Origin of the sequence: Glutamicibacter endophyticus, from assembly GCF_048457885.1 — a bacterium.
GTDB lineage: Bacteria > Actinomycetota > Actinomycetes > Actinomycetales > Micrococcaceae > Glutamicibacter > Glutamicibacter endophyticus.
Window position 1 is genome coordinate 186,702 of the sequence record NZ_CP174200.1, and the last position, 19,997, is coordinate 206,698.

General features: G+C 61.1%; 28 protein-coding genes and 4 tRNA genes. 24 read left to right on the forward strand and 8 right to left on the reverse strand.

The features are described 5' to 3' along the window. Positions 1–75: 75 nt before the first annotated feature. Entirely contained in the window at positions 76–1,812 is a 1,737-nt protein-coding gene (locus ACJD00_RS00965) for an NlpC/P60 family protein (RefSeq protein WP_418908100.1), read from the reverse strand. Between the two features lie 419 nt (positions 1,813–2,231). Next, on the reverse strand, positions 2,232–2,603 hold the full coding sequence (locus ACJD00_RS00970; RefSeq protein ID WP_309410156.1) for a metallopeptidase family protein: 372 nt from the start codon (positions 2,601–2,603) through the stop codon (positions 2,232–2,234). A gap of 134 nt (positions 2,604–2,737) precedes the next feature. Between ACJD00_RS00970 and ACJD00_RS00975 the strand changes: the two genes are divergently transcribed. The 9 genes from ACJD00_RS00975 (at position 2,738) to ACJD00_RS01015 (ending at position 5,379) form a co-directional block, all read left to right on the forward strand. After that, a tRNA-Glu gene (locus tag ACJD00_RS00975) sits at positions 2,738–2,810 on the forward strand. A gap of 54 nt (positions 2,811–2,864) precedes the next feature. Then, positions 2,865–2,938, forward strand: a tRNA-Asp gene (locus ACJD00_RS00980). Between the two features lie 53 nt (positions 2,939–2,991). After that, a tRNA-Phe gene (locus ACJD00_RS00985) sits at positions 2,992–3,064 on the forward strand. Between the two features lie 61 nt (positions 3,065–3,125). Then, positions 3,126–3,202: transfer RNA gene (locus ACJD00_RS00990), tRNA-Asp, on the forward strand. A 131-nt stretch (positions 3,203–3,333) separates the two neighbouring features. Next, positions 3,334–3,729, forward strand: a complete 396-nt coding sequence (locus tag ACJD00_RS00995) for an Asp23/Gls24 family envelope stress response protein (RefSeq protein WP_418908101.1) — start codon at positions 3,334–3,336, stop codon at positions 3,727–3,729. Continuing rightward, positions 3,726–3,917 carry a DUF2273 domain-containing protein gene (locus tag ACJD00_RS01000; RefSeq protein ID WP_309410154.1) on the forward strand — a complete coding sequence of 64 codons (192 nt, stop codon included), beginning with the start codon at positions 3,726–3,728 and terminating at the stop codon, positions 3,915–3,917. The genes ACJD00_RS00995 and ACJD00_RS01000 overlap by 4 nt, the downstream gene beginning before the upstream one ends. Beyond that, a complete protein-coding gene (locus ACJD00_RS01005; protein ID WP_418908102.1) occupies positions 3,914–4,216 on the forward strand; it encodes a hypothetical protein in 303 nt (100 codons plus the stop codon). Before ACJD00_RS01000 ends, ACJD00_RS01005 begins: the two co-directional genes overlap by 4 nt. 15 nt (positions 4,217–4,231) lie before the next feature. Beyond that, on the forward strand, positions 4,232–4,804 hold the full coding sequence (locus ACJD00_RS01010; protein ID WP_418908103.1) for a hypothetical protein: 573 nt from the start codon (positions 4,232–4,234) through the stop codon (positions 4,802–4,804). Then, the gene (locus tag ACJD00_RS01015) at positions 4,801–5,379 is read left to right on the forward strand and encodes a hypothetical protein (RefSeq protein ID WP_418908104.1); all 579 of its coding nucleotides are present in this window, start codon (positions 4,801–4,803) and stop codon (positions 5,377–5,379) included. The genes ACJD00_RS01010 and ACJD00_RS01015 overlap by 4 nt, the downstream gene beginning before the upstream one ends. Positions 5,380–5,394: 15 nt before the next feature. Here the strand turns inward: ACJD00_RS01015 and ACJD00_RS01020 are convergent, their stop codons facing one another. Further along, a complete protein-coding gene (locus ACJD00_RS01020) occupies positions 5,395–6,249 on the reverse strand; it encodes a hypothetical protein (protein WP_309410150.1) in 855 nt (284 codons plus the stop codon). A 7-nt stretch (positions 6,250–6,256) separates the two neighbouring features. Continuing rightward, positions 6,257–7,057, reverse strand: a complete 801-nt coding sequence (locus tag ACJD00_RS01025) for an exodeoxyribonuclease III (RefSeq protein ID WP_418908105.1) — start codon at positions 7,055–7,057, stop codon at positions 6,257–6,259. Positions 7,058–7,162: 105 nt separating this feature from the next. Between ACJD00_RS01025 and ACJD00_RS01030 the strand changes: the two genes are divergently transcribed. Beyond that, positions 7,163–8,215: a 3-hydroxyisobutyryl-CoA hydrolase gene (locus tag ACJD00_RS01030; RefSeq protein WP_418908106.1), complete on the forward strand. Its 1,053-nt coding sequence runs from the start codon at positions 7,163–7,165 to the stop codon at positions 8,213–8,215. Beyond that, positions 8,212–9,105, forward strand: coding sequence for a 3-hydroxyisobutyrate dehydrogenase (gene mmsB, locus ACJD00_RS01035; RefSeq protein ID WP_418908107.1), 894 nt, complete (start codon positions 8,212–8,214; stop codon positions 9,103–9,105). The genes ACJD00_RS01030 and mmsB overlap by 4 nt, the downstream gene beginning before the upstream one ends. On the opposite strand, the gene ACJD00_RS01040 is transcribed toward mmsB, so the two are convergent. After that, positions 9,100–9,603: a MarR family winged helix-turn-helix transcriptional regulator gene (locus ACJD00_RS01040; RefSeq protein WP_418908108.1), complete on the reverse strand. Its 504-nt coding sequence runs from the start codon at positions 9,601–9,603 to the stop codon at positions 9,100–9,102. The two genes, mmsB and ACJD00_RS01040, sit on opposite strands and share 6 nt — an antisense overlap. Before the next feature lie 70 nt (positions 9,604–9,673). Here ACJD00_RS01040 and ACJD00_RS01045 point away from each other — a divergent pair, with 70 nt between their 5' ends. The 6 genes from ACJD00_RS01045 to ACJD00_RS01070 all read left to right on the forward strand — a co-directional run bounded on the left by ACJD00_RS01045 (position 9,674) and on the right by ACJD00_RS01070 (position 13,915). Then, entirely contained in the window at positions 9,674–10,816 is a 1,143-nt protein-coding gene (locus tag ACJD00_RS01045; RefSeq protein WP_418908109.1) for an acyl-CoA dehydrogenase family protein, read from the forward strand. Positions 10,817–10,985: 169 nt separating this feature from the next. Continuing rightward, a complete protein-coding gene (locus ACJD00_RS01050; RefSeq protein WP_418908110.1) occupies positions 10,986–11,189 on the forward strand; it encodes a hypothetical protein in 204 nt (67 codons plus the stop codon). After that, positions 11,186–11,626: a hypothetical protein gene (locus ACJD00_RS01055; protein WP_418908111.1), complete on the forward strand. Its 441-nt coding sequence runs from the start codon at positions 11,186–11,188 to the stop codon at positions 11,624–11,626. The genes ACJD00_RS01050 and ACJD00_RS01055 overlap by 4 nt, the downstream gene beginning before the upstream one ends. Next, positions 11,623–11,922 (forward strand): winged helix-turn-helix domain-containing protein, encoded by a 300-nt coding sequence (locus ACJD00_RS01060; protein ID WP_418908112.1) that lies wholly within the window; start codon positions 11,623–11,625, stop codon positions 11,920–11,922. Before ACJD00_RS01055 ends, ACJD00_RS01060 begins: the two co-directional genes overlap by 4 nt. Positions 11,923–12,258: 336 nt before the next feature. Beyond that, positions 12,259–12,606, forward strand: coding sequence for a YciI family protein (locus tag ACJD00_RS01065; RefSeq protein ID WP_418908113.1), 348 nt, complete (start codon positions 12,259–12,261; stop codon positions 12,604–12,606). A gap of 4 nt (positions 12,607–12,610) precedes the next feature. Beyond that, positions 12,611–13,915 (forward strand): RNA polymerase sigma factor, encoded by a 1,305-nt coding sequence (locus ACJD00_RS01070; RefSeq protein WP_418908114.1) that lies wholly within the window; start codon positions 12,611–12,613, stop codon positions 13,913–13,915. A 73-nt stretch (positions 13,916–13,988) separates the two neighbouring features. On the opposite strand, the gene nadE is transcribed toward ACJD00_RS01070, so the two are convergent. Continuing rightward, positions 13,989–14,813, reverse strand: a complete 825-nt coding sequence (gene nadE, locus ACJD00_RS01075; protein WP_309410139.1) for an ammonia-dependent NAD(+) synthetase — start codon at positions 14,811–14,813, stop codon at positions 13,989–13,991. Between the two features lie 41 nt (positions 14,814–14,854). Next, positions 14,855–15,295, reverse strand: a complete 441-nt coding sequence (locus ACJD00_RS01080) for a MarR family winged helix-turn-helix transcriptional regulator (RefSeq protein ID WP_418908115.1) — start codon at positions 15,293–15,295, stop codon at positions 14,855–14,857. A 39-nt stretch (positions 15,296–15,334) separates the two neighbouring features. On the opposite strand from ACJD00_RS01080, the gene pyrE reads away from it, so the two are divergent. Then, positions 15,335–15,892: an orotate phosphoribosyltransferase gene (gene pyrE, locus ACJD00_RS01085; RefSeq protein ID WP_418908116.1), complete on the forward strand. Its 558-nt coding sequence runs from the start codon at positions 15,335–15,337 to the stop codon at positions 15,890–15,892. Positions 15,893–16,070: 178 nt separating this feature from the next. Further along, positions 16,071–16,346, forward strand: a complete 276-nt coding sequence (locus ACJD00_RS01090; RefSeq protein ID WP_309410136.1) for a hypothetical protein — start codon at positions 16,071–16,073, stop codon at positions 16,344–16,346. On the opposite strand, the gene ACJD00_RS01095 is transcribed toward ACJD00_RS01090, so the two are convergent. Next, positions 16,343–17,155: a DUF1266 domain-containing protein gene (locus tag ACJD00_RS01095; protein ID WP_418908117.1), complete on the reverse strand. Its 813-nt coding sequence runs from the start codon at positions 17,153–17,155 to the stop codon at positions 16,343–16,345. The two genes, ACJD00_RS01090 and ACJD00_RS01095, sit on opposite strands and share 4 nt — an antisense overlap. A gap of 376 nt (positions 17,156–17,531) precedes the next feature. Between ACJD00_RS01095 and ACJD00_RS01100 the strand changes: the two genes are divergently transcribed. The 5 genes from ACJD00_RS01100 (at position 17,532) to ACJD00_RS01120 (ending at position 19,931) form a co-directional block, all read left to right on the forward strand. Next, positions 17,532–17,693 carry a hypothetical protein gene (locus ACJD00_RS01100; protein ID WP_418908118.1) on the forward strand — a complete coding sequence of 54 codons (162 nt, stop codon included), beginning with the start codon at positions 17,532–17,534 and terminating at the stop codon, positions 17,691–17,693. Positions 17,694–17,846: 153 nt separating this feature from the next. Beyond that, positions 17,847–18,158: an IS3 family transposase gene (locus ACJD00_RS01105; RefSeq protein ID WP_418908119.1), complete on the forward strand. Its 312-nt coding sequence runs from the start codon at positions 17,847–17,849 to the stop codon at positions 18,156–18,158. Then, positions 18,159–18,413 (forward strand): DDE-type integrase/transposase/recombinase, encoded by a 255-nt coding sequence (locus ACJD00_RS01110; protein WP_418908120.1) that lies wholly within the window; start codon positions 18,159–18,161, stop codon positions 18,411–18,413. 15 nt (positions 18,414–18,428) lie between these two features. Further along, the gene (locus tag ACJD00_RS01115) at positions 18,429–18,638 is read left to right on the forward strand and encodes a hypothetical protein (protein WP_418908121.1); all 210 of its coding nucleotides are present in this window, start codon (positions 18,429–18,431) and stop codon (positions 18,636–18,638) included. A gap of 891 nt (positions 18,639–19,529) precedes the next feature. Next, positions 19,530–19,931 carry a hypothetical protein gene (locus tag ACJD00_RS01120; RefSeq protein WP_418908122.1) on the forward strand — a complete coding sequence of 134 codons (402 nt, stop codon included), beginning with the start codon at positions 19,530–19,532 and terminating at the stop codon, positions 19,929–19,931. The last annotated feature ends 66 nt before the right edge of the window (positions 19,932–19,997 follow it).

Consider the following 19,997-nt stretch of genomic DNA (forward strand, 5'->3'; position numbering starts at 1 on the left):
AAAGTCCATAAATCATCGGGCCCTCCCGACGAGTTACTCGTCGGGAGGGCCCGATGATTTGGGGTGCGTGATCGCTTAGTAGCGAGCTGCCTTGTAGTGCATGTTGTTGACCCAGCTCAGCGGGGTCACCGTAATGCCGGCGTTGGGGTTACGCGCGTGGACTACCTGACCGCCACCGATGTAGATCGCAACGTGGTAGAAGGACGCGCCACCGTTGGAGGTGGAGAACACCAGGTCGCCAGGGCGCAGGTTGTCCAGCGAGACGTACTGCGGGGCAGAGGCAAACTGCTGGCTGGAGGTACGCGGCAAGCTGATGCCCGACTGGGCGAAGGCGCGCTGCGAGAAGCTGGAGCAGTCGAAGTAGTTCGGTCCGTTGGCGCCGAACACATAACCCTTGCTCGGATCATCAGCGGTCTTCAGGGCCCAGGCAATTGCGGCCGAGTAATTGCCGCTACCGGTCGGAACGGTGGTTTCCGGCTCCGGCTTAGGCTCCGGCTTCGGAGTTGGCTTCGGCGTCGGTGCAGGCTTTGGCTTCGGCTTAGGCTTCTCCTCAACCTTCGGCTTCGGCTTTGGCTTTGGCTTAGGCTTCTCCTCGACCTTCGGCTTTGGCTTTTCCTCAACCTTGGGTTTCGGCTTCGGCTCGGCCTTCGGCTTCTCTTCGGCCTTGGGTTCTTCCTTCTTTTCAGCCTTTGGCTTTTCCTCGGCCTTAGGCTCCTGCTTCTTCTCGGCCTTTGGCTTTTCTTCTACCTTCGGCTTCTCTTCGGCCTTAGGCTCTTCCTTCTTTTCAGCCTTTGGCTTCTCTTCGGCTTCGTTCTTCTTCTCGGCCTTTGGCTTTTCTTCTACCTTCGGCTTCTCTTCAGCCTTAGGCTCTTCCTTCTTCTCCGCCTCTGGCTTTTCCTCCACCACAAGTTCCAGTGGCTTCTCCACCATCAACGGGCGAGCCTCGCCCGGGGTGGCCGGATTCATGACCTTGGGCTCGACAACCTTGGCGCTATTTTCAATCGTCTGCTGCAAGCGCTCTTCGTCGGCCTTCGCCTCGGCCTTGGCCAGCTGTTCTTGGACCTTCTTCTTGTCCTGCTTCTTCAGCTCAGCCAGGTGCCCAACCAGTTCGTCGCGCAACTTCTTCTGCGGTTCGATGGCGGCCTGATAGTCGTTCAGGGTGCGCGTGGCCTCGGCCGACGCGGTGTCGAAGGCTGCAGCTGCTTCTTCGGCAGCCTTATTAGCTGCCTCGGCATATTTTTGCCATGCCTTGACGAGTGCTTCTGCTTCGGTGGCGGCGCTGACGGCACGAGCTCGCGAATCGCTCAGCGTGCTCATTGTCGCTGCCTTGTAGAGGACATTGCCCTCGGAGTCGTCTTGGACCAGTGCGGCCAACGCGGATCCACTGGCGCCATTGCGGTACATATCAGCGGCGATCGCAGCTACGTCGGCACGGCTATTTTCCAGATACTGCTGGGCGAGCTTGATCTGCTCGTTGGCCTTGTCGGCTTCCGCGGCGCGGTAATCACGCTCTTCGGTGGCACTGAGCAGTGACTCCTGCGCTTCAAGGGAGGTCGTCTCCAAGGCCTGAAGTTCGTTTCGGCTTTCGGCCAGTGACTGTTCGATGCGCGCAATCATGGCGTTGGCGGCATCCTTGTCTTGCTTGGCCTGCTCGATCTCGGCGTCGCTCGGCAGCGGCGAACGCTGCGGCTGTACCACTGCGGGTAGCGCGCCGGCCTGAGGGCTTGCGGACGCAGGAAGTGAGCCGGCGAGGCAGGATGCAGTCAGGGCCAGAGTGCATGCGGCGACGCTAAGTGCGTGGCGTTTTGCCATTTCATTCCTCACGAGATCGATAGATGTCAGCCGGAGTCAGTAGTTCTTCGTGACCGAAAGGGCACTCAGATAACAGTTTGGATAAGACTCCAAATATCACACTATGGCAACGATCTACGAATATGCAACACCAATCACATGAGTCACAGCATTAACAATCGTGCGCGGAGCGTCCATGTAGCGCTCTGATTTGCAGGTACGTGTTGCGGTGGGCGTGGCCAGGCGCACTAAGAATTTTTCGCATGCCTAACGGATGCATGGCGCCGACCGTTAATAATCGTGACCTTCGGCAGGGCATGGTTACAGTCCGATACCGCGACCCCCAAGTCCCCGAGACCGCTTAATACTGTGGCGCTACTCGTGCTGGGACGACCAAAGCTGTGACGTACTTCTCAAAGGAAGTTTTTTGGAAAATTGACCTAACCCCAGCCAAGTTCGTGCAGTTTTTCGTCGTCGATTCCGAAGTGATGAGCCACCTCGTGCATCACCGTGATGGTGATTTCGCGAACCACTTCCTCGCTCGATGCGCAGCTACGCAACGTCGGGTTTTTGAAGATTGTGATGTGGTCGGGCATCGCACCCGCGGCCCAGTCCTGATCGCGTTCGGTTAGCGATATTCCCTCATAAATCCCCAGAATCTCGCCGTTTTCCTGCTCCCCGGGCAGCGGTTCGTATTCGTCCTGCACGAAGAAAACGACGTTGTCCATGATCTCCATGAAGGGCTGCGGGATAGCCTCGATGGCACGTTCAACTAGGGCGTCGAATTCTTCATCGGGCATGCTCAGATCCATGTCCCCAGCCTACGGTTTGCGTGCTGGTGGACGGGTGGTGAAATCGCGGTTTGGCTCGATTTTGCAAACACCAAAATGCCACGTATAGTTATTGAAGTCCGCAGCGGAGTCGAGAGATTCCAAAGCGATCATAGGCCCCCATCGTCTAGCGGCCTAGGACACTGCCCTTTCACGGCAGCGGCACGGGTTCGAATCCCGTTGGGGGTACAAACAATCACTTGTGATTGTCAGGTGGAGAAATCCACTGGCTTGCGAAAGCAAGGCCCTGTAGCGCAGTTGGTTAGCGCGCCGCCCTGTCACGGCGGAGGTCGCGGGTTCAAGTCCCGTCAGGGTCGCTGAATTCACTGGAAACGGTGAGTTAGGTATCCACTGTTTACAGCGGACACCAGGCTCTGTAGCTCAGTTGGTAGAGCGTTCGACTGAAAATCGAAAGGTCACCGGATCGACGCCGGTCGGAGCCACGCAAGCCCTCGGTTCGCCGGGGGTTTTAGTCTGTGGAAGAAGCAATAGTTTCGGAAACATGGCCCTGTAGCGCAGTTGGTTAGCGCGCCGCCCTGTCACGGCGGAGGTCGCGGGTTCAAGTCCCGTCAGGGTCGCCATCGAAAAACCTCCTTTGGGAGGTTTTTCTCATTTAACTCCAGTTTGAACCCTCGCATCGCTTCGGCCCGGCGGTAGTGTGGAACTGACGTCGCATTAAGCGACTCAGGTCAGCGACGCGGTGGAGGTGCACGTGGAACCTGCAACATCACATCCTCAGGGCCGTGAGGCCATTGGCCAGACACGGCTTACCGAACTCGCGGTGGCCAAGGTGGCTGCCGCCGCGGCGGCCAAAGTGCCCGAGGTATTTGCTTTAGGTCGAGGTGCGACTCGTGCCTTTGACGCGTTGCGCGGGGCCGTGGGCACCGGCGCGGAAAGCCACCACGGGGTGAACGTGGAAATCGGCGCGACCCATGTGGTCATCGACCTGGTGATTGTCGCGCGCTACGGGCGCAATCTGCATGAGATCGCCGACGATGTGCGCGCCGCGGTTTACGAGACGGTTCACGAATTGACCGGGCTGACGGTCGTTGAGGTCAATATTGAGATCGGTGATGTCCACCTAGATGCCGCGGAGGCCACATCATGAAACCAACTCTGATTGGTGCCCTCGTGGGCATCGTGCTTGCCTGGGCTACCTTGCAGTACGGGCTGCTCGGCTTCCTGCTGATGGCCATCTTTATGAGTCTTGGCGCGCTGGTTGGGCGGGCCATGGAGAACCGGGTCGATATGCGGGCGCTGCGCGACGCCCTGCGTGGGCGGCGATCCTCGTCATGACGGCTACCGCACGTGCGGGCCACACACGCATCAGCGCCATGGCGTTGACCTCGCTCATTCGGATTGAGACGGCTCGTATCTTCGAAACCACCTTGCGGCAGATCAAGGTCGATCTCGCCGATGACCGCGGACTGCTGAGTATTTCGCTGACCATGCCGATGACCCTGCGCACCGCAGAACAAAGTTTTGCCGAACGCATTGAGGCGCAGCGTGCCGATCTCTCGGAGGCGGTACACCAAGGCACCGGACTCGTCGTAGGACGCGTGGATGTACGGATAACCAAGCTGGAGGTGGGCTAGTCGATGGCGGCAGGGGTGAAAGATCGAATCCTGCGTCGGGAGCTGACCGGCTCACGTAGCGTGTGGGTTGCCTGCTGTACGTTGCTGATCGGACTCGCGGCGGGGTACGTGGCACTTGAGCTGGCGCTCAGCGCACTCAATGCGCCCCCACTGTGGCGCAGTCTCGACAAATGGTGGTTGCTGCTGAGCGACCCGTTGCTCAGCCTAGAGCGTCCCGCGGTACTCGTTACGGGACTGGTCTGTGCCGTACTGGGTGTGGTGTTTATTATCGCGGCCCTGAGCGTGACGCGTCGTCCCAGACTGAACATCGAACTTGACGATGAACAGGGCATGCTGATCGTGGACTATCAGGTGGTTGCCGCAGCCCTCGCAAGGGTGGCCCGTACGGCTGCCGGCGTGGGGCAGGGGCAAGTATGGGTTTCGGTCGGTGCCGATCAGGCGCTGGTGCAGGTTCGCCCGACCTCGGGAATCCCGGTGAATGCCGAACGGGTTGGCCAGGCGTTACGCGATGAACTGCAACGCAATGGTCTAGCCGAGCAGCTTGAGGTGAAGGTCGAGATCAGCACGAATGGGGTGGTGGGCCAGTGACGTTAACTCCTCGTCTTACCAACCGCATCGTACTTTTCCTCGTCGGCCTGCTGTTGCTGCTGACCGGGAGCCACTGGATTGGTGTGTCGCTCTTCCCCGCCTATGCCGAGGCGGCCTCCCACGTATTGCATCTGCGATTCTTCGAAAACCTAGATACCCTGGGCGCCACGGCGCTGGGTGTTGGGATGCTCGCGGTGCTGGTGCTGTTTGTCCTGCTCTTGAGTTTGCAGGGTCGCGGAAAGCTGTCCTATTACAGCCGCATTGTGCAGGCCGAGGCCCAGCCACCCGGTGTGGTGGAGGTCAGCGACCAGGCTATTGAGCATGCCATCCGACAGGGGTTGGCCGACCGCAGTGACGTGGTCAGTGTGGCGGTGACGTCGTGGAAAGGCCCCGGGGAACCGGGGCTGCGGATTCGCGTGCAGCCGCGTAAGGCGGTGGCTCCGGGGCCGCTCGGTCATGAAGTGCTACGCATTGCGCAGCAGGTTCAGCAGCGCTTGGGGGTTTCCGGCCCGGTGCTGGTCCATGTGCTGTCCGGCGCTCGCTCGCGTTTTGGCCGCGAAGATCGGCTCCTGTAGCGCGGTAGCCCGCGGCTAGTTGGCCCGCCCCAGGTGGCGCGGGCCGAGCCAGCGGTTGCTCAAGCGCCGGTAGGCCGCGGCGGCCATCGTGGGGTCCGCGTCCTCGAGGGCCTGCAGCCCATGGAGCAGGTCGGAAGCCGAATCATCGGGCCAGATAATTTCAGCCAGTGAGCCGTAGTCCAGCTCGATCACCGATTCATCATCGAAGCTTTCAAGCCAGCTGCCTAAGGCGCCGAGTTCTTCGAAGAGCGGTGCCTGCGGGGCATGCTCCACCATGGTTTCGATCGCCCAGCTCAGTCGTTCCACCGCCTGCGCGAAGGGAACATGGACTCGCACCGTATAGAGGCGATCCTGTTCGTGCACCACTTCGGTGTGGTCGTCCTCGCGGAAGAGGGCAAACCAGCTTAACGGGATGCCCCAGGTGGCGGTGCGCGTGTGCAGGTGGGTGAGGTCTGCCGCTAGTCGTTCGGTATCGATCCGTGAGGCGTTGGCTTGGCGCGCGGCCGGTGGCACGAGTAAATCGAAGACCTCGGTGCGTAGCGACTCCTCGACCTGTTCGGCGGCTAAGAGCGTGCGCGCCTGCAACTGCCCCGGGCAGTAGAGGGTGTGTGGCTGCTCGGCGTTGCTCAGCACGTTGAGGGTGCGGAAATACTCGGAGTTGCCGTGGGGGAACGGATCGGTCACCGCGCGAAGGGTTCGTTGCCACAGGGCGCTGGCTTCGAGCCGGTCCCATTCCTCGGCGGTGTGTTGCGGTAGCGCGGCGATTTGTTCGCGTTCTGCGACCGGGAATGCCCGCAGCGGCTCGAAGACGCGCAGATGCGCGGTGGCTGGGAGCAGCTCGAGATGTGCTGCGGGCGAGGTCGGGGGCATCAGCGTCCTAGTTAGCTAGCTCGACAATGACCGGGGCATGGTCCGAGGCGCCCTTGCCCTTGCGCTCTTCGCGGTCGATGCTGGCGCCGATCACACGCTCGCTCAGCGCCGGGGAGCATAGGGCGAAGTCGATGCGCATGCCTTCGCCGCGAGGGAAGCGCAGCTGGGTGTAATCCCAGTAGGTGAACTGGCCCTCGGTGTGGGGGCGCACCACATCGGTAAAGCCCGCATCGACGAAGTTCTCGAAGGAGGCACGCTCGGGCGGCGAGACGTGGGTGAACTCGTTGGCGAGGAAGAGGTCGATATCCCAGACGTCTTCGTCGCGAGGGGCGATATTCCAGTCGCCCATCAGCGCGATCTGTGCGGTGGGATCCTGCGTAAGCCACTCGGTGGCGTTGCTGTGCAATTGCTTGAGCCACTCCAATTTGTAACCCATGTGCTCGTCGTCCAGTGCCCGGCCATTGGGCACGTAGAGGCTCCAAATACGCATCCCACCGCAGGTGGCGCCGATCGCGCGAGGTTCCTGAATGGGGTTCTTGCCGCCCTTGCCAAAGGTGGGCTGGTTGGGGAAGGTTCGTTCAACGTCCTGCATGCCAACACGCGAGGCGATGGCCACGCCATTCCACTGGTTTACCCCGAAATGGGCCACCTCGTAGTCGTTGTCTTCGAAAACTTCCCACGGAAAATTCTCGTCCTTGCATTTCGTTTCCTGGATAGCCAGGACATCTACATCGGTGCGGCGTAGCCAGTCTTCCACGCGGTCGGCGCGGGCACGCAGCGAGTTCACATTCCAGGTCGCAATCTTCACGTTTTCAACTTATCAAGTTTGGCGTGCTGTGCCACTTCAATTTACTTGGAAGTCCGAGTATATTCGTCACTGAAATGTGGCGACGATCACTCAAGGGGTGGGCTGATGGATGAGGTCCTGATCGAACAACGAGGTCAGTTGGGATTGATAACGCTCAACCGGCCGCAGGCTCTGAATGCCCTGACCGAGGGAATGTGTCGCACGATGCTTGAGGCTCTCCTGCGCTGGCGGCACGATGAGAAGGTGCGGCAAGTGGCCGTCGTCGGGGCAGGGGAGCGCGGACTCTGCGCGGGGGGAGATATTGTCGCGATCTATCGCGATATCAAGCAGGGCGACGGTTCAAGTGAGGCCTTTTGGCGGATCGAGTATCAGCTCAATGCGCTGATCTCGGAATACCCGAAACCCTATGTCGCCCTCATGGATGGGATTGTGCTTGGCGGAGGTATCGGCATTTCGGCCCACGGGAGCCATCGCCTGATTACCGAGCGCAGCCGCTGCGGAATGCCCGAGGCGGGCATTGGTTTCTTCCCCGACGTAGGCGGTACCCACCTGTTGGCCGCGGCCCCACGCGCGGCCGGACGCCTCGCGGCCATGACTGGTTTGAAGTTCTCGGGCCAGGACGTGATCGAACTCGGTTTGGCCGACGCGCAGATCGACAGCGCCCGTATCGGAGAGCTGCTTGTTGCGTTAGAAAGCCAACCTATTGAGCGGGTTTTGGCGGAGTATGAAGTTACCCCCAGCGGCGGAATGTTACGCGAGCGGTGGGTGCGTGCCTTCGCCGAACCCAGCACGGCAGCCATCCTCGGGTCGCTGAGCACCGAAACCAACGAAAATGCGCGGGTGGCCGAAAAGGCCCTGCGCGCGGCCAGCCCTAGTTCCTTGCAGCTCATCGCACGGCTGCTCGACGAAGCCGGGGACGACCTCCGGCTCGACCTGCGCCGCGAATTCAGAGTTGCCGTGCGACGTCTCGACGATCCGGACTTCGCCGAAGGCATCCGCGCCGCGGTTATCGACAAGGACCGGACCCCGCACTGGGTGCGCACCGTCGATGGCATCGGTGCCATCGAGCGCATTGACCGCCATTTTGCGCCCCTACCCGGGGCGGAACTTAATTTCGCGCTAATCGAGCGCGGAGCACTGGAAGGAAGCACGCGATGAACGACAAGCCCGTCATTGGATTTCTCGGCCTGGGTCATATGGGGCTGCCCATGGCCATCAACCTGCATAAGGCCGGATACGTGCTCAAAGCCTACGATGTGGTCCCCGAAGCGGTGCAGCGCGCAGCGTCCGAAGGGATCGAAACGGTGACAACGGGCGCCGCGGCGGCTACCGATGTGGACATTGTGCTCACCATGTTCCCCACCGGGCAACATGTGCTCGACGCCTACCGGGAAAGTCTTTTGCCAGCCGCACGCCCCGATACGCTCTTCCTTGAGTGCTCCACCATCGACGTGGCCCAGGCACGTGAAGCCGCCGCGCTGGCGGTGGAAGCGGGGCACCGTAGCGCCGACGCTCCGGTCTCCGGCGGTGTGGTGGGCGCCGAAGCAGGCACCCTGACCTTCATGCTTGGCGCCGACGAGGCCGATCTGGCGCAGATCACCGAGGTCCTTGAGGTGATGGGCAAGCGGATCGTGCACTGTGGCGGCCACGGTGCCGGTCAGGCCGCCAAGGTCTGCAACAACATGCTGCTGGGTATTTCGATGCTCGGGGCAGCGGAGGCCTTCGTGCTCGGTGAGCGGCTTGGCCTAAGCCACCAGGCACTCTTTGACGTGATTTCCTCCGCCTCCGGCCAGTGCTGGTCGGTAACCACCAACTGCCCGGTGCCGGGCCCGGTGCCCACCTCGCCGGCAAACCGGGATTATCAGCCGGGTTTCGCGGCGGCCTTGATGGCTAAAGACCTTGGTCTGGCCACCAGCGCACTGGGGCATACCGACACCGATGCGCATCTGGGCACCTTGGCCGCGCAGCTGTTCAGCAAGTTCGCGCAAGATCATGCGGGGACCGACTTTTCGGGCATCATCAACGCGGTGCGTGATGGCAGCCTATAGAAAGTCCCCCGAGGAGCGACGCAGCCGGGCGAGGATCTCGAACAGTTGGCGCGAGTCCTCGGCGCTGAGCTTGCTGTCGGAAAAGAGCTGTTCGTTCAAATCGGCGCGAGCCTGTTCGAGTAGCGTTCGACCGGCCGGGGTGATCTCCAACAGGCGAGTGCGCCCGTCGCTCGGATGGGCCACGCGGCGCACCAGATCTTTCGCCTCGAGGCGGTCCACCGAGTTGGTCAGGCTGGTGGCGTGGACCTGCAGCAGGCGGCTGGCGTGGCTCATGGGAAGCGAGCCGCGTGAAGAGAACCCCAGCAGCGCCAGAACCTCAAAGCGGGCAAAGGAGAGGCCGTGGGGTTTGAGGATTCCCTCGGCGCGTTGCAAGAAGATGGCGGCGCTACGCAACACCGCAGTGATGGCTGCCATGGCATCGGCTTGAGCTTCCCAGCCGTGAGACACCCACTCCTCACGGGCCTGGGCGATCGGATCGCGAGACAGCGGACCATTCATGATGTACCCCTAAATGACGGAACTAGTCCAACAATATACTTGGACATCCAAGGTTTGAAGGAGACCCCAGATGGACCTTTTGGGAATTGCACAACAACTCACCGAGCCCGAACGGGAGCGGCTGGAGAAAGTGCGCGCGCTGGTGCAGGATAAAATCCGGGTGCCGGCGATCGAGTATTGGAATCGCGAAGAGTTTCCCGATGAATTGATCGCGGTATTGGGTGCTGCCGGGCTGGGCGGATTGCAGCTCGATGGGTCATCGGCCCTGCTGCGCGGGCTCATTCACGCGGAAATCGCCCGTGCCGACGTATCCCTCTCTTCCGTCGTGGGGATCCACAACGAACTGATTGTCGGCATGATTGACGCCCTGGGCTCCGCCGAGCAGAAGCAACGATGGCTGCCGGACCTCTGCGCGTTGAAGGCCTTCGGATCCTTCGCCTTGACCGAGCCGGAACACGGATCGGATATTGCCGGGGGACTATCCACCCAGGTGCGCCGCGACGGTGATGAGTATGTCATTACCGGCACCAAGCGGTGGATTGGCATGGGAACCCTGGCCGATTTCGTGTTGGTCTGGGCAAAGGATGTGGAATCGGGCGAGGTGGGGGCCTTCTTGGTCGAAACCGACCGGCCCGGATTCTCGGCGCGCAAGATTGTAAACAAGATCGGGCTGCGGATCATGCAGAATGCGGACATCGAATTGGACCGCGTGCGCATCCCGGTGCAAAACCGACTGCCCGGGGCCACCGGTTTTGCCGCCGCGAATGAATTGCTTATGCAGTCACGCGCATGGGTCGGCTGGCAGGCGGTCGGCGCCATGATGGCCACCTTGGACATTGCGCGATGCTACGCGACGAAACGGCAACAGTTCGGCAAGCCGTTGGCCTCCTTCCAGCTCGTACAGCAGTCGCTTGCCGAAATCGCCGGCCACCTCACGGCGTGCTTGGCGATGATGGCCCAGGTGGCGGCCAAGCAGGAGCGCGGAAAGCTGGAAATGGTGGATGCGGCCCTTGCGAAGTCCACGGCCACGAGGTTGGCGCGTTCCTCGGTAGCGCAGGGGCGCGCGCTGCTCGGTGGTAATGGCGTGGTCACCGACGCGGAAATTGCCAAGGTCTTCTGTGACGTGGAGATCTTGCATACCTATGAGGGCACGTACGAGATTAACTCGCTGATCGTCGGGCGTTCGCTCACCGGAGTCAGCGCGTTCGTATAAATCATCAGCTGTGAATCCCGGTGCGGCACCGTCGGTGTGCACCGGGATTTTCCATGTCCAACATGCCCGACGATGACCCAGAAATGAAGCTAAAAAAGTACTTTCCAATCTGGAAAGTACTTGCTAAGCTCGAAGAGTCAGAGCGGAAGACGTGGGAAGGTGGATTGTCATGCGAAACTCATTCAATGCTCGGTACGTTCTCGCCGTTGTCTCGGCGGGAATAGCGTATTTTGCGCTGGCCCTCGCGGCCTACCTCAGTGGGGTGACCAGCCTGTTGTTCATCGGTCTGGGGTTGTTCCTCGCGGTGGTGCTCACCATGAGCACGCTCGCGGGGCTACGCCAGCAACGAGCACGCGCGGAGGTGGCGTCATGAGCGAGGAAAAGCCTCTGGACCCGGAGCAGCAGTTGCGCGCTTTGGGCAAGGCGGAAGCCGAAATGGGTCGCGCCCTCGCCTACGGCTCGCGACTCTTGGGGTGGTACTGCATCGTACTGGGTCTTACCATCGGTGCCTTGGCCGCTATCTTGCAGCTGAACCGACCCGATGAGCACGCTTTCGGGTTCTGGCTGGTGATCACCCTGTACGTCATCGTCATCGTCGTACAGTCCGTCGTATACGGAAAGCTCTACCGATCCCTGCCGCAGGGATATTCAACGCGCTACCGGCGGGCCTTCGTGATGAGCATCGTGTTCTACGCGATCTCCATTGCGCTACTTGGCTTGGAACTTTCGCACTGGGCGCTGTTGATACTGCTGGGCTTGATCGTGGCCGCGCCACTATTGATCACCGGTACTAAGATGGTGCGATCATGAGCTCGCATGCCAGAGAACGACTGAACGATGACTTTTCCAATCCGGTTCGGCTATCGATCATGGGTTCCTTGCAGACCGCCGATGAAGTGGACTTCAAGACCCTCAAGCTCGCCCTTGGCGTTTCGGATTCGGTGCTCTCACGTCAGCTCAGCGCACTCGAAGAGCGCGACTACGTCGTGATCCGCAAGGGTTTCGTGGGAAAGCGCCCGCGTACCTGGGCCAAGCTCAGCGCCACGGGCCGTGCGGCCTTCAACGAACATGTGCAGGCACTTCGCGAGATCACCGGACTTAGCTAAGTGGCCTAGGGCTGCCTGCCGGTCGTGTGCCAAATAGTTGGGAAGGGGAGAATCCCGCGGGAACTTTCCCCTTCCCAACATCCTGTGATCGGGCAAGACTGGGGTATGGGCGTTGACCGGCGGTTGTGGGCAGGCCAGGCATTTCCTTCCGTCGCGGGCCACAGAGTGAGCGGTAGCCGGCCACGCGGGATCGGTTGCACAAATTTTTTCGCGGCAGGATGTCGATCTTGGTGCGGGCCGTTCGTCACTCTAATGTCGAGCCACTCGGCCCGACACCGAACCCGTCCACCGAGCGGCCCTTATGCGGCGCTCGGTGGCACGATCGAGGAGGAAAGCATGAAGTACGCACTGCTACTAATGGGGCACATGAACGATCCGGCCTGCGGCGAGGAAGGCGGCGCGAGCCCCGAGGAATTCTTTGCCTTCGACCAGGAAATCACCGCGGCCGGGGTTGTGGTGAGCTCATTCGCACTTGAAGACCCTGACCAAGCGGTCACCGTGGGCAGCAACGCACAGGGGGAGCGGATCGTCTCCTCCGGGCCTTTCGCCGAGGTGCAGGAGTTCGTGGGAGGCGGATACATCATCGACGTGGCCAACATCGACGAAGCGATCCAGTGGGCGCGTAAGAGCCCAGCCTCGGCGGCCGGCGGCCATGTGGAGATCCGGCCCGTGGCACCCTACTAAGCCGATGACGAGTCCCGAAACGGTGCGCCGGGCGCTCGCCGCGATCGACCGCGACGCCCGCGCCCGTATCCTTGCGACGTTGGCACGACGTTTTGGCGACCTCGACCTCGCCGAGGATGCAACACAGGACGCCTTCGCCCAGGCGATCACCAGCTGGCCGCACACCGGGGTGCCCGAGTCTCCGGAGGCCTGGTTGAAGACCGCGGCCAAGCGTAAGGCGCTCGATGTGGTGCGCCGCGAAAGCGTTCTGGCTCAGAAGCTTGCCAGACTACGTATTGAGCAGGAACGTGCGCCCGCCGCCGATCGCCTCGGCGATCCCGCTGACGCCACCGCAGCGCAGGCCGTGCCCGATGAGCGGCTGGCGCTATTTTTCGCCTGCGCGCACCCGGTAATGAGCATCGAGGACCGGGTGGCGCTCACGCTGCGCTTCGTCGCCGGACTGACCACCGCCGAGGTGGCGCACGCGCTACTGGTTCCCGTGACAACCATGCAACAGCGGATCGTACGGGCGAAGAAAAGGATTCGCACGCTCGGCGTTCCGCTCGAGGTGCCGCCACGGGAGCAACTTCCGGCACGGCTGTGCGAGGTGCAACGCGTGGTGTATTTGCTGTACGCCGAAGGTTTTGCGCGTTCGGCGGGCGAAGCACATGTGCGCGATGACCTGACCAGCGAGGCGATTCGGCTGGCTCGCATCCTGAGGGCGCTCGTGGGCGGGGAAGCCTGCGCCCAGGCCGCATCATCCGAGCTAACCGGCCTGCTGGCATTGTTGCTGCTCACCGAAGCGCGGCGCCCAGCGCGCGTGAACGGATCGCAGGGTCAACCGGTGCCCCTAGCGGCGCAGGACCGCCAGTTATGGAACCGTGAGTTCATCGTGGAGGGGCTGACGCTAGCCGAGGCGGCCGCCGGGGCTCCGGGCGCCGGACCCTACGCGATTCAGGCGGCGATCGCGGCGGTGCACGCGGAAGCCGAATCATTCGCGCAGACCGACTGGAAGCAGATCGCAGTGCTCTATGGGTTGCTCGAAGCCCTTGAGCCGGGACCGGTTGTTCGGCTCGGCCGTGCTGTGGCGTTAGGGCGGGCCCACGGCCCGGCGGTGGGTCTGCGGCTACTCGACACGTTGGCCGATGACCCGGCGTTGGCGGGCTTCCGTCCCTTCCACATCGCCCGCGCCGTGACGCTCGAAGAACTGGCTGACTATCCAGGGGCGGTCGCCGCTTATCGTCGAGCGCTCGCGATCCCCGGCAACGAGGCCGAGGATGGCTACCTCGCTGCGGCGCTGGATGGCATTTTGGGGGGACTGCGCGGATAGTCGGCGGTGCTGCTGCCTAGCCCGTTAACGCACGTGGGCCCCGGATTGCTCCGGGGCCCGCGTGGTAGAACTTCTAGTCGCGCCACCACGTGTCGGCCGGCATGGGTGGGACCGCACGCTTGTGGCGGGTGGTGAGGAAGCGGCGCTCGATGGACTCGGCCACAGCCTCAGGCACCTCGCGACCCTCGAGGTAGTCGTCGATCTGCGCATAGCTGAGCCCGAGCTCGTCCTCATCGGCACGCTGCGGGGTGCCGTCGAGCAGATCCGCGGTGGGCTGCTTTTCCCAGAGCGGTTGCGGGGCGCCCAACTCGCGTAGCAGCTGTTGATTCTGGCGCTTATTCAGGCCACCGAGGGGCAGCAGGTCGGCGCCGCCGTCACCAAATTTGGTAAAGAATCCGGTCACGGATTCGGCTGCATGGTCGGTGCCGATCACCAGCATGCCGCGGTCCCCGGCGATAGCATATTGCGTCACCATGCGCATCCGGGCCTTGGCGTTCCCGCGCGTGAAATCGCTCAGCCGGGGGTGGCCAGCCTCCTCCAAAGCCTGATCGAGGGCTTGCACGGGGCCGGCGATGTTGACCTCGAACAGCTCATCGGCGTCGATGAACCGCAAGGCGGCGGCGGCATCGTCGGCGTCGTGCTGCACGCCGTGCGGCAAGCGCACCGCGATGAAGCGTGCCTCGGTGCCCTCGGCACGCAATTCTTCGGCCGCGAGCTGGGCCAGCCGCCCGGCCAACGTCGAATCGATACCGCCGGAGATCCCCAACACAAAGCCCTTGGCGTGGCTGGCCTTGAGGTAATCCTTGAGGAATCCCACGCGGCGGGCCACCTCGGCGGCCGGGTCGATGCCGGGCTGCACGCCCAGTTCGCTGATGATCTGTGCCTGTAGTTCGCGCATAGCACCATCCTAGGGGTAGCGACCGGGCCGCGCCGACGAGGTTACTGCTGTTCGGACTGCGGGTCTTCCCAGCCGAGGTTCTTGGCCATCTGTTCCAGCGAAGCCAACGTGGTGGTGTACTGCTCGGCGCTTAGGCCCTCGCTGCACCGGTTGCGGATGGATTCCACCAGTTCACTCAGCTTGGTAAAGGAGGTGTGTCCTCGCTCGGTGATCGAGTACATCTCCCCGTCAAAGGTGATCCATCCGGATTCGGCCAGTTCTGCGACATGTTCCTTAACGCTCGGTGGTTCGTCGGCAGACACGAAGAAGGGTGCCAGCGCCTCGATCAGCTCCTTTTCTGCGGCCGGTCGCTGCTCGAGCAAATTCAGCAACTGCCACTGCCGACGCGTCACGCCGTGCTCTTCAAGCGTTGCTGCAAAGTGCTCGTCAATCAGCGAATCTACTAGTTTCAACCAGAATCCCAAAGGGCGAGTCACGTTCATGGCATCAGCGTAACTGGGATGGCGATTAGAATCGAGGGTATGAGCAAATCGATCGCCCGCGAGCGTCTGAAAGAACTTATCCAGGAACTTGCCATCGTCCGTGGCAAGGTCACTCTGTCCTCCGGCAAGGAGGCCGACTACTACATCGACCTGCGTCGCGTCACCCTGCACCACGAGGCTGCACCCCTCGTCGGCGAGGTCATGTTGGAGATGCTCGACGCTGCCGAGCTCGACTTCACTAACGTGGGCGGTCTGACCATGGGCGCCGACCCGGTGGGCACCGCCATCATGCACACCGCCCGCAATGCCGGTCGTGCGATCGATGCCTTCGTGGTCCGTAAGGCGCAGAAGTCCTATGGCATGGGCCGTCAGGTCGAGGGGCCGAGCGTCGAGGGTAAGAACGTGATCGTTCTTGAGGACACCTCCACCACGGGTGGGTCGGCGCTCACCGCCGTCGAGGGCGTGCGCAAGGCCGGCGGCAACGTCGTGGCCGTCGCCGTGATTGTTGACCGCGACACCGGCGCCAAGGAACGCATCGAGGATGAGGCCGGGGTCCCGTACCTCTTCGCCTACGGCAAGGATGAGCTGGGCCTGTAAACCCACCAACCGAATATGCCTTCAAGGCGCGGCTGCCAGCGCGGTTTCACCGCATCGGCGGCCGCGCCTTGCCATATGTGCTGCGCGTTGAGCTGCGGTGGGCCAACCAGCCTGGGCTAGGCTCACACTGGTAGGTCCAGTACTGGGCGCCGGTTGCACGGCTAGGAATAGGAGCACCATGTCTGTACGCAGGAAACCCGGATATGACACGCTCGTTTATTTCTGGTGCGCGGTCGGCCTAGCCTTTGTCGGCGCGATTTTGCAGGGCATCGATGCTGCTTCCCGGGTGCATGCTTCGGGGTCGATGAATTACCTGCTGATTACCCCGATGAATATCGGCGCGTGGGGTTGCTACCTCTTGTCCTCGGTATTCTTCCTCGTCGTTGCGCATAAGGTGATCGCCATGTTGGTCTACCTCGTGCACCACAGGCCCTCGTCGTCGCAGGAGCATTAACGCACGCTATGCGTTGGCCACGACTCGGTAACCCAGGGACTGGCCGGGTCCTCCAGTAACCACTGGGTGCCGGAGACGTAGCCTTTGGTGCCGCGTACGCCACTGGCTCGCAGTCCTGCGAGGTAGGAGGTGGCGTAGTCCTGCCAAGATCCATACACCGCCACTGCCACGGCTCCCACCCGATCGGAGGCCGCTTGGGCTTCGGCCAGCGGTAGGAGACCGGTACTGGCTGACCAACGGATCAAATTCGCCAAGCGCGCTATATCGAAGACCGTCGCATCCCGGTCGCCGGTCAGCCCGGGAGGGGTCTGGGCGATCGCAGCGAGCAGATCCGCTACAGCGTCCTCGGGCGCGCCGGCGTGCAGAAGCCGAGTTTTGAGTGCCGTTGCATCCTCCTCTCGCAGGTCGGACACATCCACTGCGCCGCGGGCGAGCAGGATCTGCACGTATTCTGCGACCTTCGCCACCGCATGTTTCGGGGTGCGCACACCCCAGTCGCGTGCCAACGACTGCCGGGTGACATTCGGCGCCACCGCCGCGGCATAGCCAAACCAGGTTTGCTCCGCTGAGGCCGAACGGCGAGCCCCACGCGTAGCGGTCCACTCCACCCGGGTGTAAGGGGCCGCTAGGGCGCAACTAAAGCGCCGCCACGGATTCTGTGGTGCCTCGACGGAAGCATGTCCTGGGCCCTGGGTGAAGAGTCGGGTTCGTTGCTTGCGAATCGTCAGGGACCGGCCGATGGCAACAATGCCAAAGATGATCACGGCGGCGAAGATCAGGATGACGAAGGTCGTTGAGGAACTATCCATAACTGCCTTGTATTAGGTGGGGGAGATCGGACCAAGCATAGCTGCGCGGGGTTGAAATCACGTCAGTGAGTGGTCAGTGACAAATGACGCATGCAGTCACTTCGAGCTTCGGTACCGTTTTCATTGACGGTAGCCTCGTGAAACGTGGCCGGTGCTACTTGTTGCCGTGAAGCGTTCCGGGTTCGATTGAGGGTGAGCCAGATATCCCGGATACCCTAAAGCCATTATGGCGAACTCGAAGTACCCCCTCCAGGCACTACGCGAGCGAGCGACCAGACTGTGCATCGAGGCCCGGAAAGATCCCGAGGCCCGTACCGGAGCAATCGCCAGGATCGCGGAGCAGACCAACGTGCATAAAGAGGCGTTGTGATCCTGGGTGAAGAAGGCCGAAGAACATGACCTACCGGTCGACCCGGAAGACAGCGCGGCGCGGATCCGGCAGCTGGAAAAAGAAAACCGTGAAATGCGCCGGTCCAACGAGACCTTGAATTCCGCGGCGGCTTTTTTCGCAGCGGAGTTCGACCGCCCACAAAAGTGATCGTACTGTTTCTTCGACGAGCACAAGCATCGGTGGGGTATCGAACCGATTTGCCGGATTCTCAGCGACGAGTTCGGCCTGAAGATCGCCTCGCAAACTAACTACGCCTTCATCAAGTGCGCCCCGTCCGCTCGAGCGCTGCGTGATGCGGCGTTGAAAGAAGAAATCTTGACCATTCACTCTCACCCGCGCCGGAGGGTCTACGGGATCCGGAAGATCCACGCACACCTGAACCGCGCCGATCACCGCAGAACCGAGGGCACTCCGGTGGCCCGGTGCACCGTTGAACGGCTCTGCAAAGAGCTCGGAAACCGCGGCACCGTGCGCGGCAAATACCACCGGACCACGCGGCCGGCCCCGGAGACCGGCAGGCCGATGGACTTGGTGGACCGCGACTTCACCGCCCCGGCCCCCGACCGGCTCTGGGTCGCGGATCTGACCTATGTGAAAACCGCCTCCGGCTGAGTGTATGTCGCGTTCGTCCTGGACGCGTTCTCCCTGATGATTGTGGGTTGGCAGGCTTCGACGCGCATGTATACCGATCTCGCGTTGGACGCGCTGCGCATGGGTCTGCATCGGCGCGGTCAACAAGGCGCTGATCTGGGATCTGTAACCCACCGTAGCGATCGCGGAGTGCAATATCGGGCCATCCGGTATGCCGAGGCGCTGGAACAGACCGGCGCTGTCATGTCCAAAGACGATTCCCTGTTAACCGGCTAATGCCATGACAACGCCATGGCCGAAGCGTTGAACAGTCTCTATAAGGCCGAGCTGATCCGCCTCGACGGGCCTTGGGAAGGACACCACGACGGCGAGCGGGCCACGGCCGCGTGGGCGCACTGGTTGAACACTGACAGGCTCGACAGCATGCTCGGCTACCGCACGCCGGCCGAGGTCAAGACGGCGTTCAACGCCAGCATACGCAACCAAGCGTTAGCGGCATAGAAAATTCGCCCGCTGACCCTCAGCAAAGCCCGGGACTTGAAATAGCTTAAATATGCCATGACTTTGTCAGCTAATCAGGCGTACACTGATATTGGAGGGCTCCCCTACCGATATATACCGTTTCCGGGGTTCTTCACCGGCGTATGACTTTTGTGCCGTCTCCTTCTGAGAGACGACGTTCAGATTAAAGCAACAGTGTTGAACCGGTTGCAATCAAACCAGAGAACAATTTTTCTACTGGGCTCTCAAGAACAGTGCGATGCACGCTTCATTCTATGTATAGAGATAGTTATCCCATGAGAATTCCATCAAACTTGTTCAACCACCTGCCACGAATTCGTGGCTTGGTATGTTCAGACTGCTCCGTCTTATCCGCAACGATCCACGTCAGGACCTAGCGAAAAGGATGATGATTCGTCGAAGCTGCATGGTATGAGACCCCCCGAAATTTATACATCCGATCGCTTCGTGAAGACGCGGCAGTTAGCTCGGAAGGAGCAGTGTCAACGTCATGCAAAAGCCCGAACGTTGCCCGCTATGCCTCAGGAAATCTGTGGTGGAAACGGAAACCCGTCGCTACCAAGACGATGAAAATCAACTACGTCGCTGGGACAACGACGGAGGCCACGACGAAGGAATGCATCAAGACGTAGAAGTGACGATGCGAGAAGTGTTGTGGACCTGCACTTTCTGTGGCTGGCACCGCGTAGCTTACAGCGCTCAAGAACCTCATCTTGGCCCCGAGTCAAATCCTAACTAATCCTCCCACAACCTTCAGCTCCGTACCCAGTCAATGCAACTGATCTTGGAGCATCCTATTCTCAAGACGAGAGATGATGACCAATGGAACATCAATCACAACGTGTCCCAACAAATCACGACCCTCTAACCGTGGGCGACGTACTGGCGGATTCGCTGCCTGGAACCCTCTTCACGGAGCATGCACCCGAAAAATATATGGTTGCAGCAGTGTTTAATCGCCGCCCTGAACCAGATGAAATTCGAAATATCCTCAGTTCCGAGGTTCAGGAACAACTTGCGTCATCTGGCTACGCTGACATCAAACTCAGTATCTCTAACCGACGGTTAGAGATATCAAATACCTCTCTCGAAGAGCTACGTGACGGGTTAGCCTTTGCAATTGCCTGCGCGCTCGCCCAACAAAGCGAGAAGTTCCAGCATCACCAAGACATGACCGAAACTCAATTTCGTAAAGACATCGACGCAGAAACACAGCGATCGCAGTCAGTACAAAAACTAGCGAAGTCGATTTCCTTCGGGTCTTCGATCTAATCAGAATTCATCCAGTCAAACCACCTGAACAAGAGCACATACCCTAAACACCAAGTACCTCGTGAT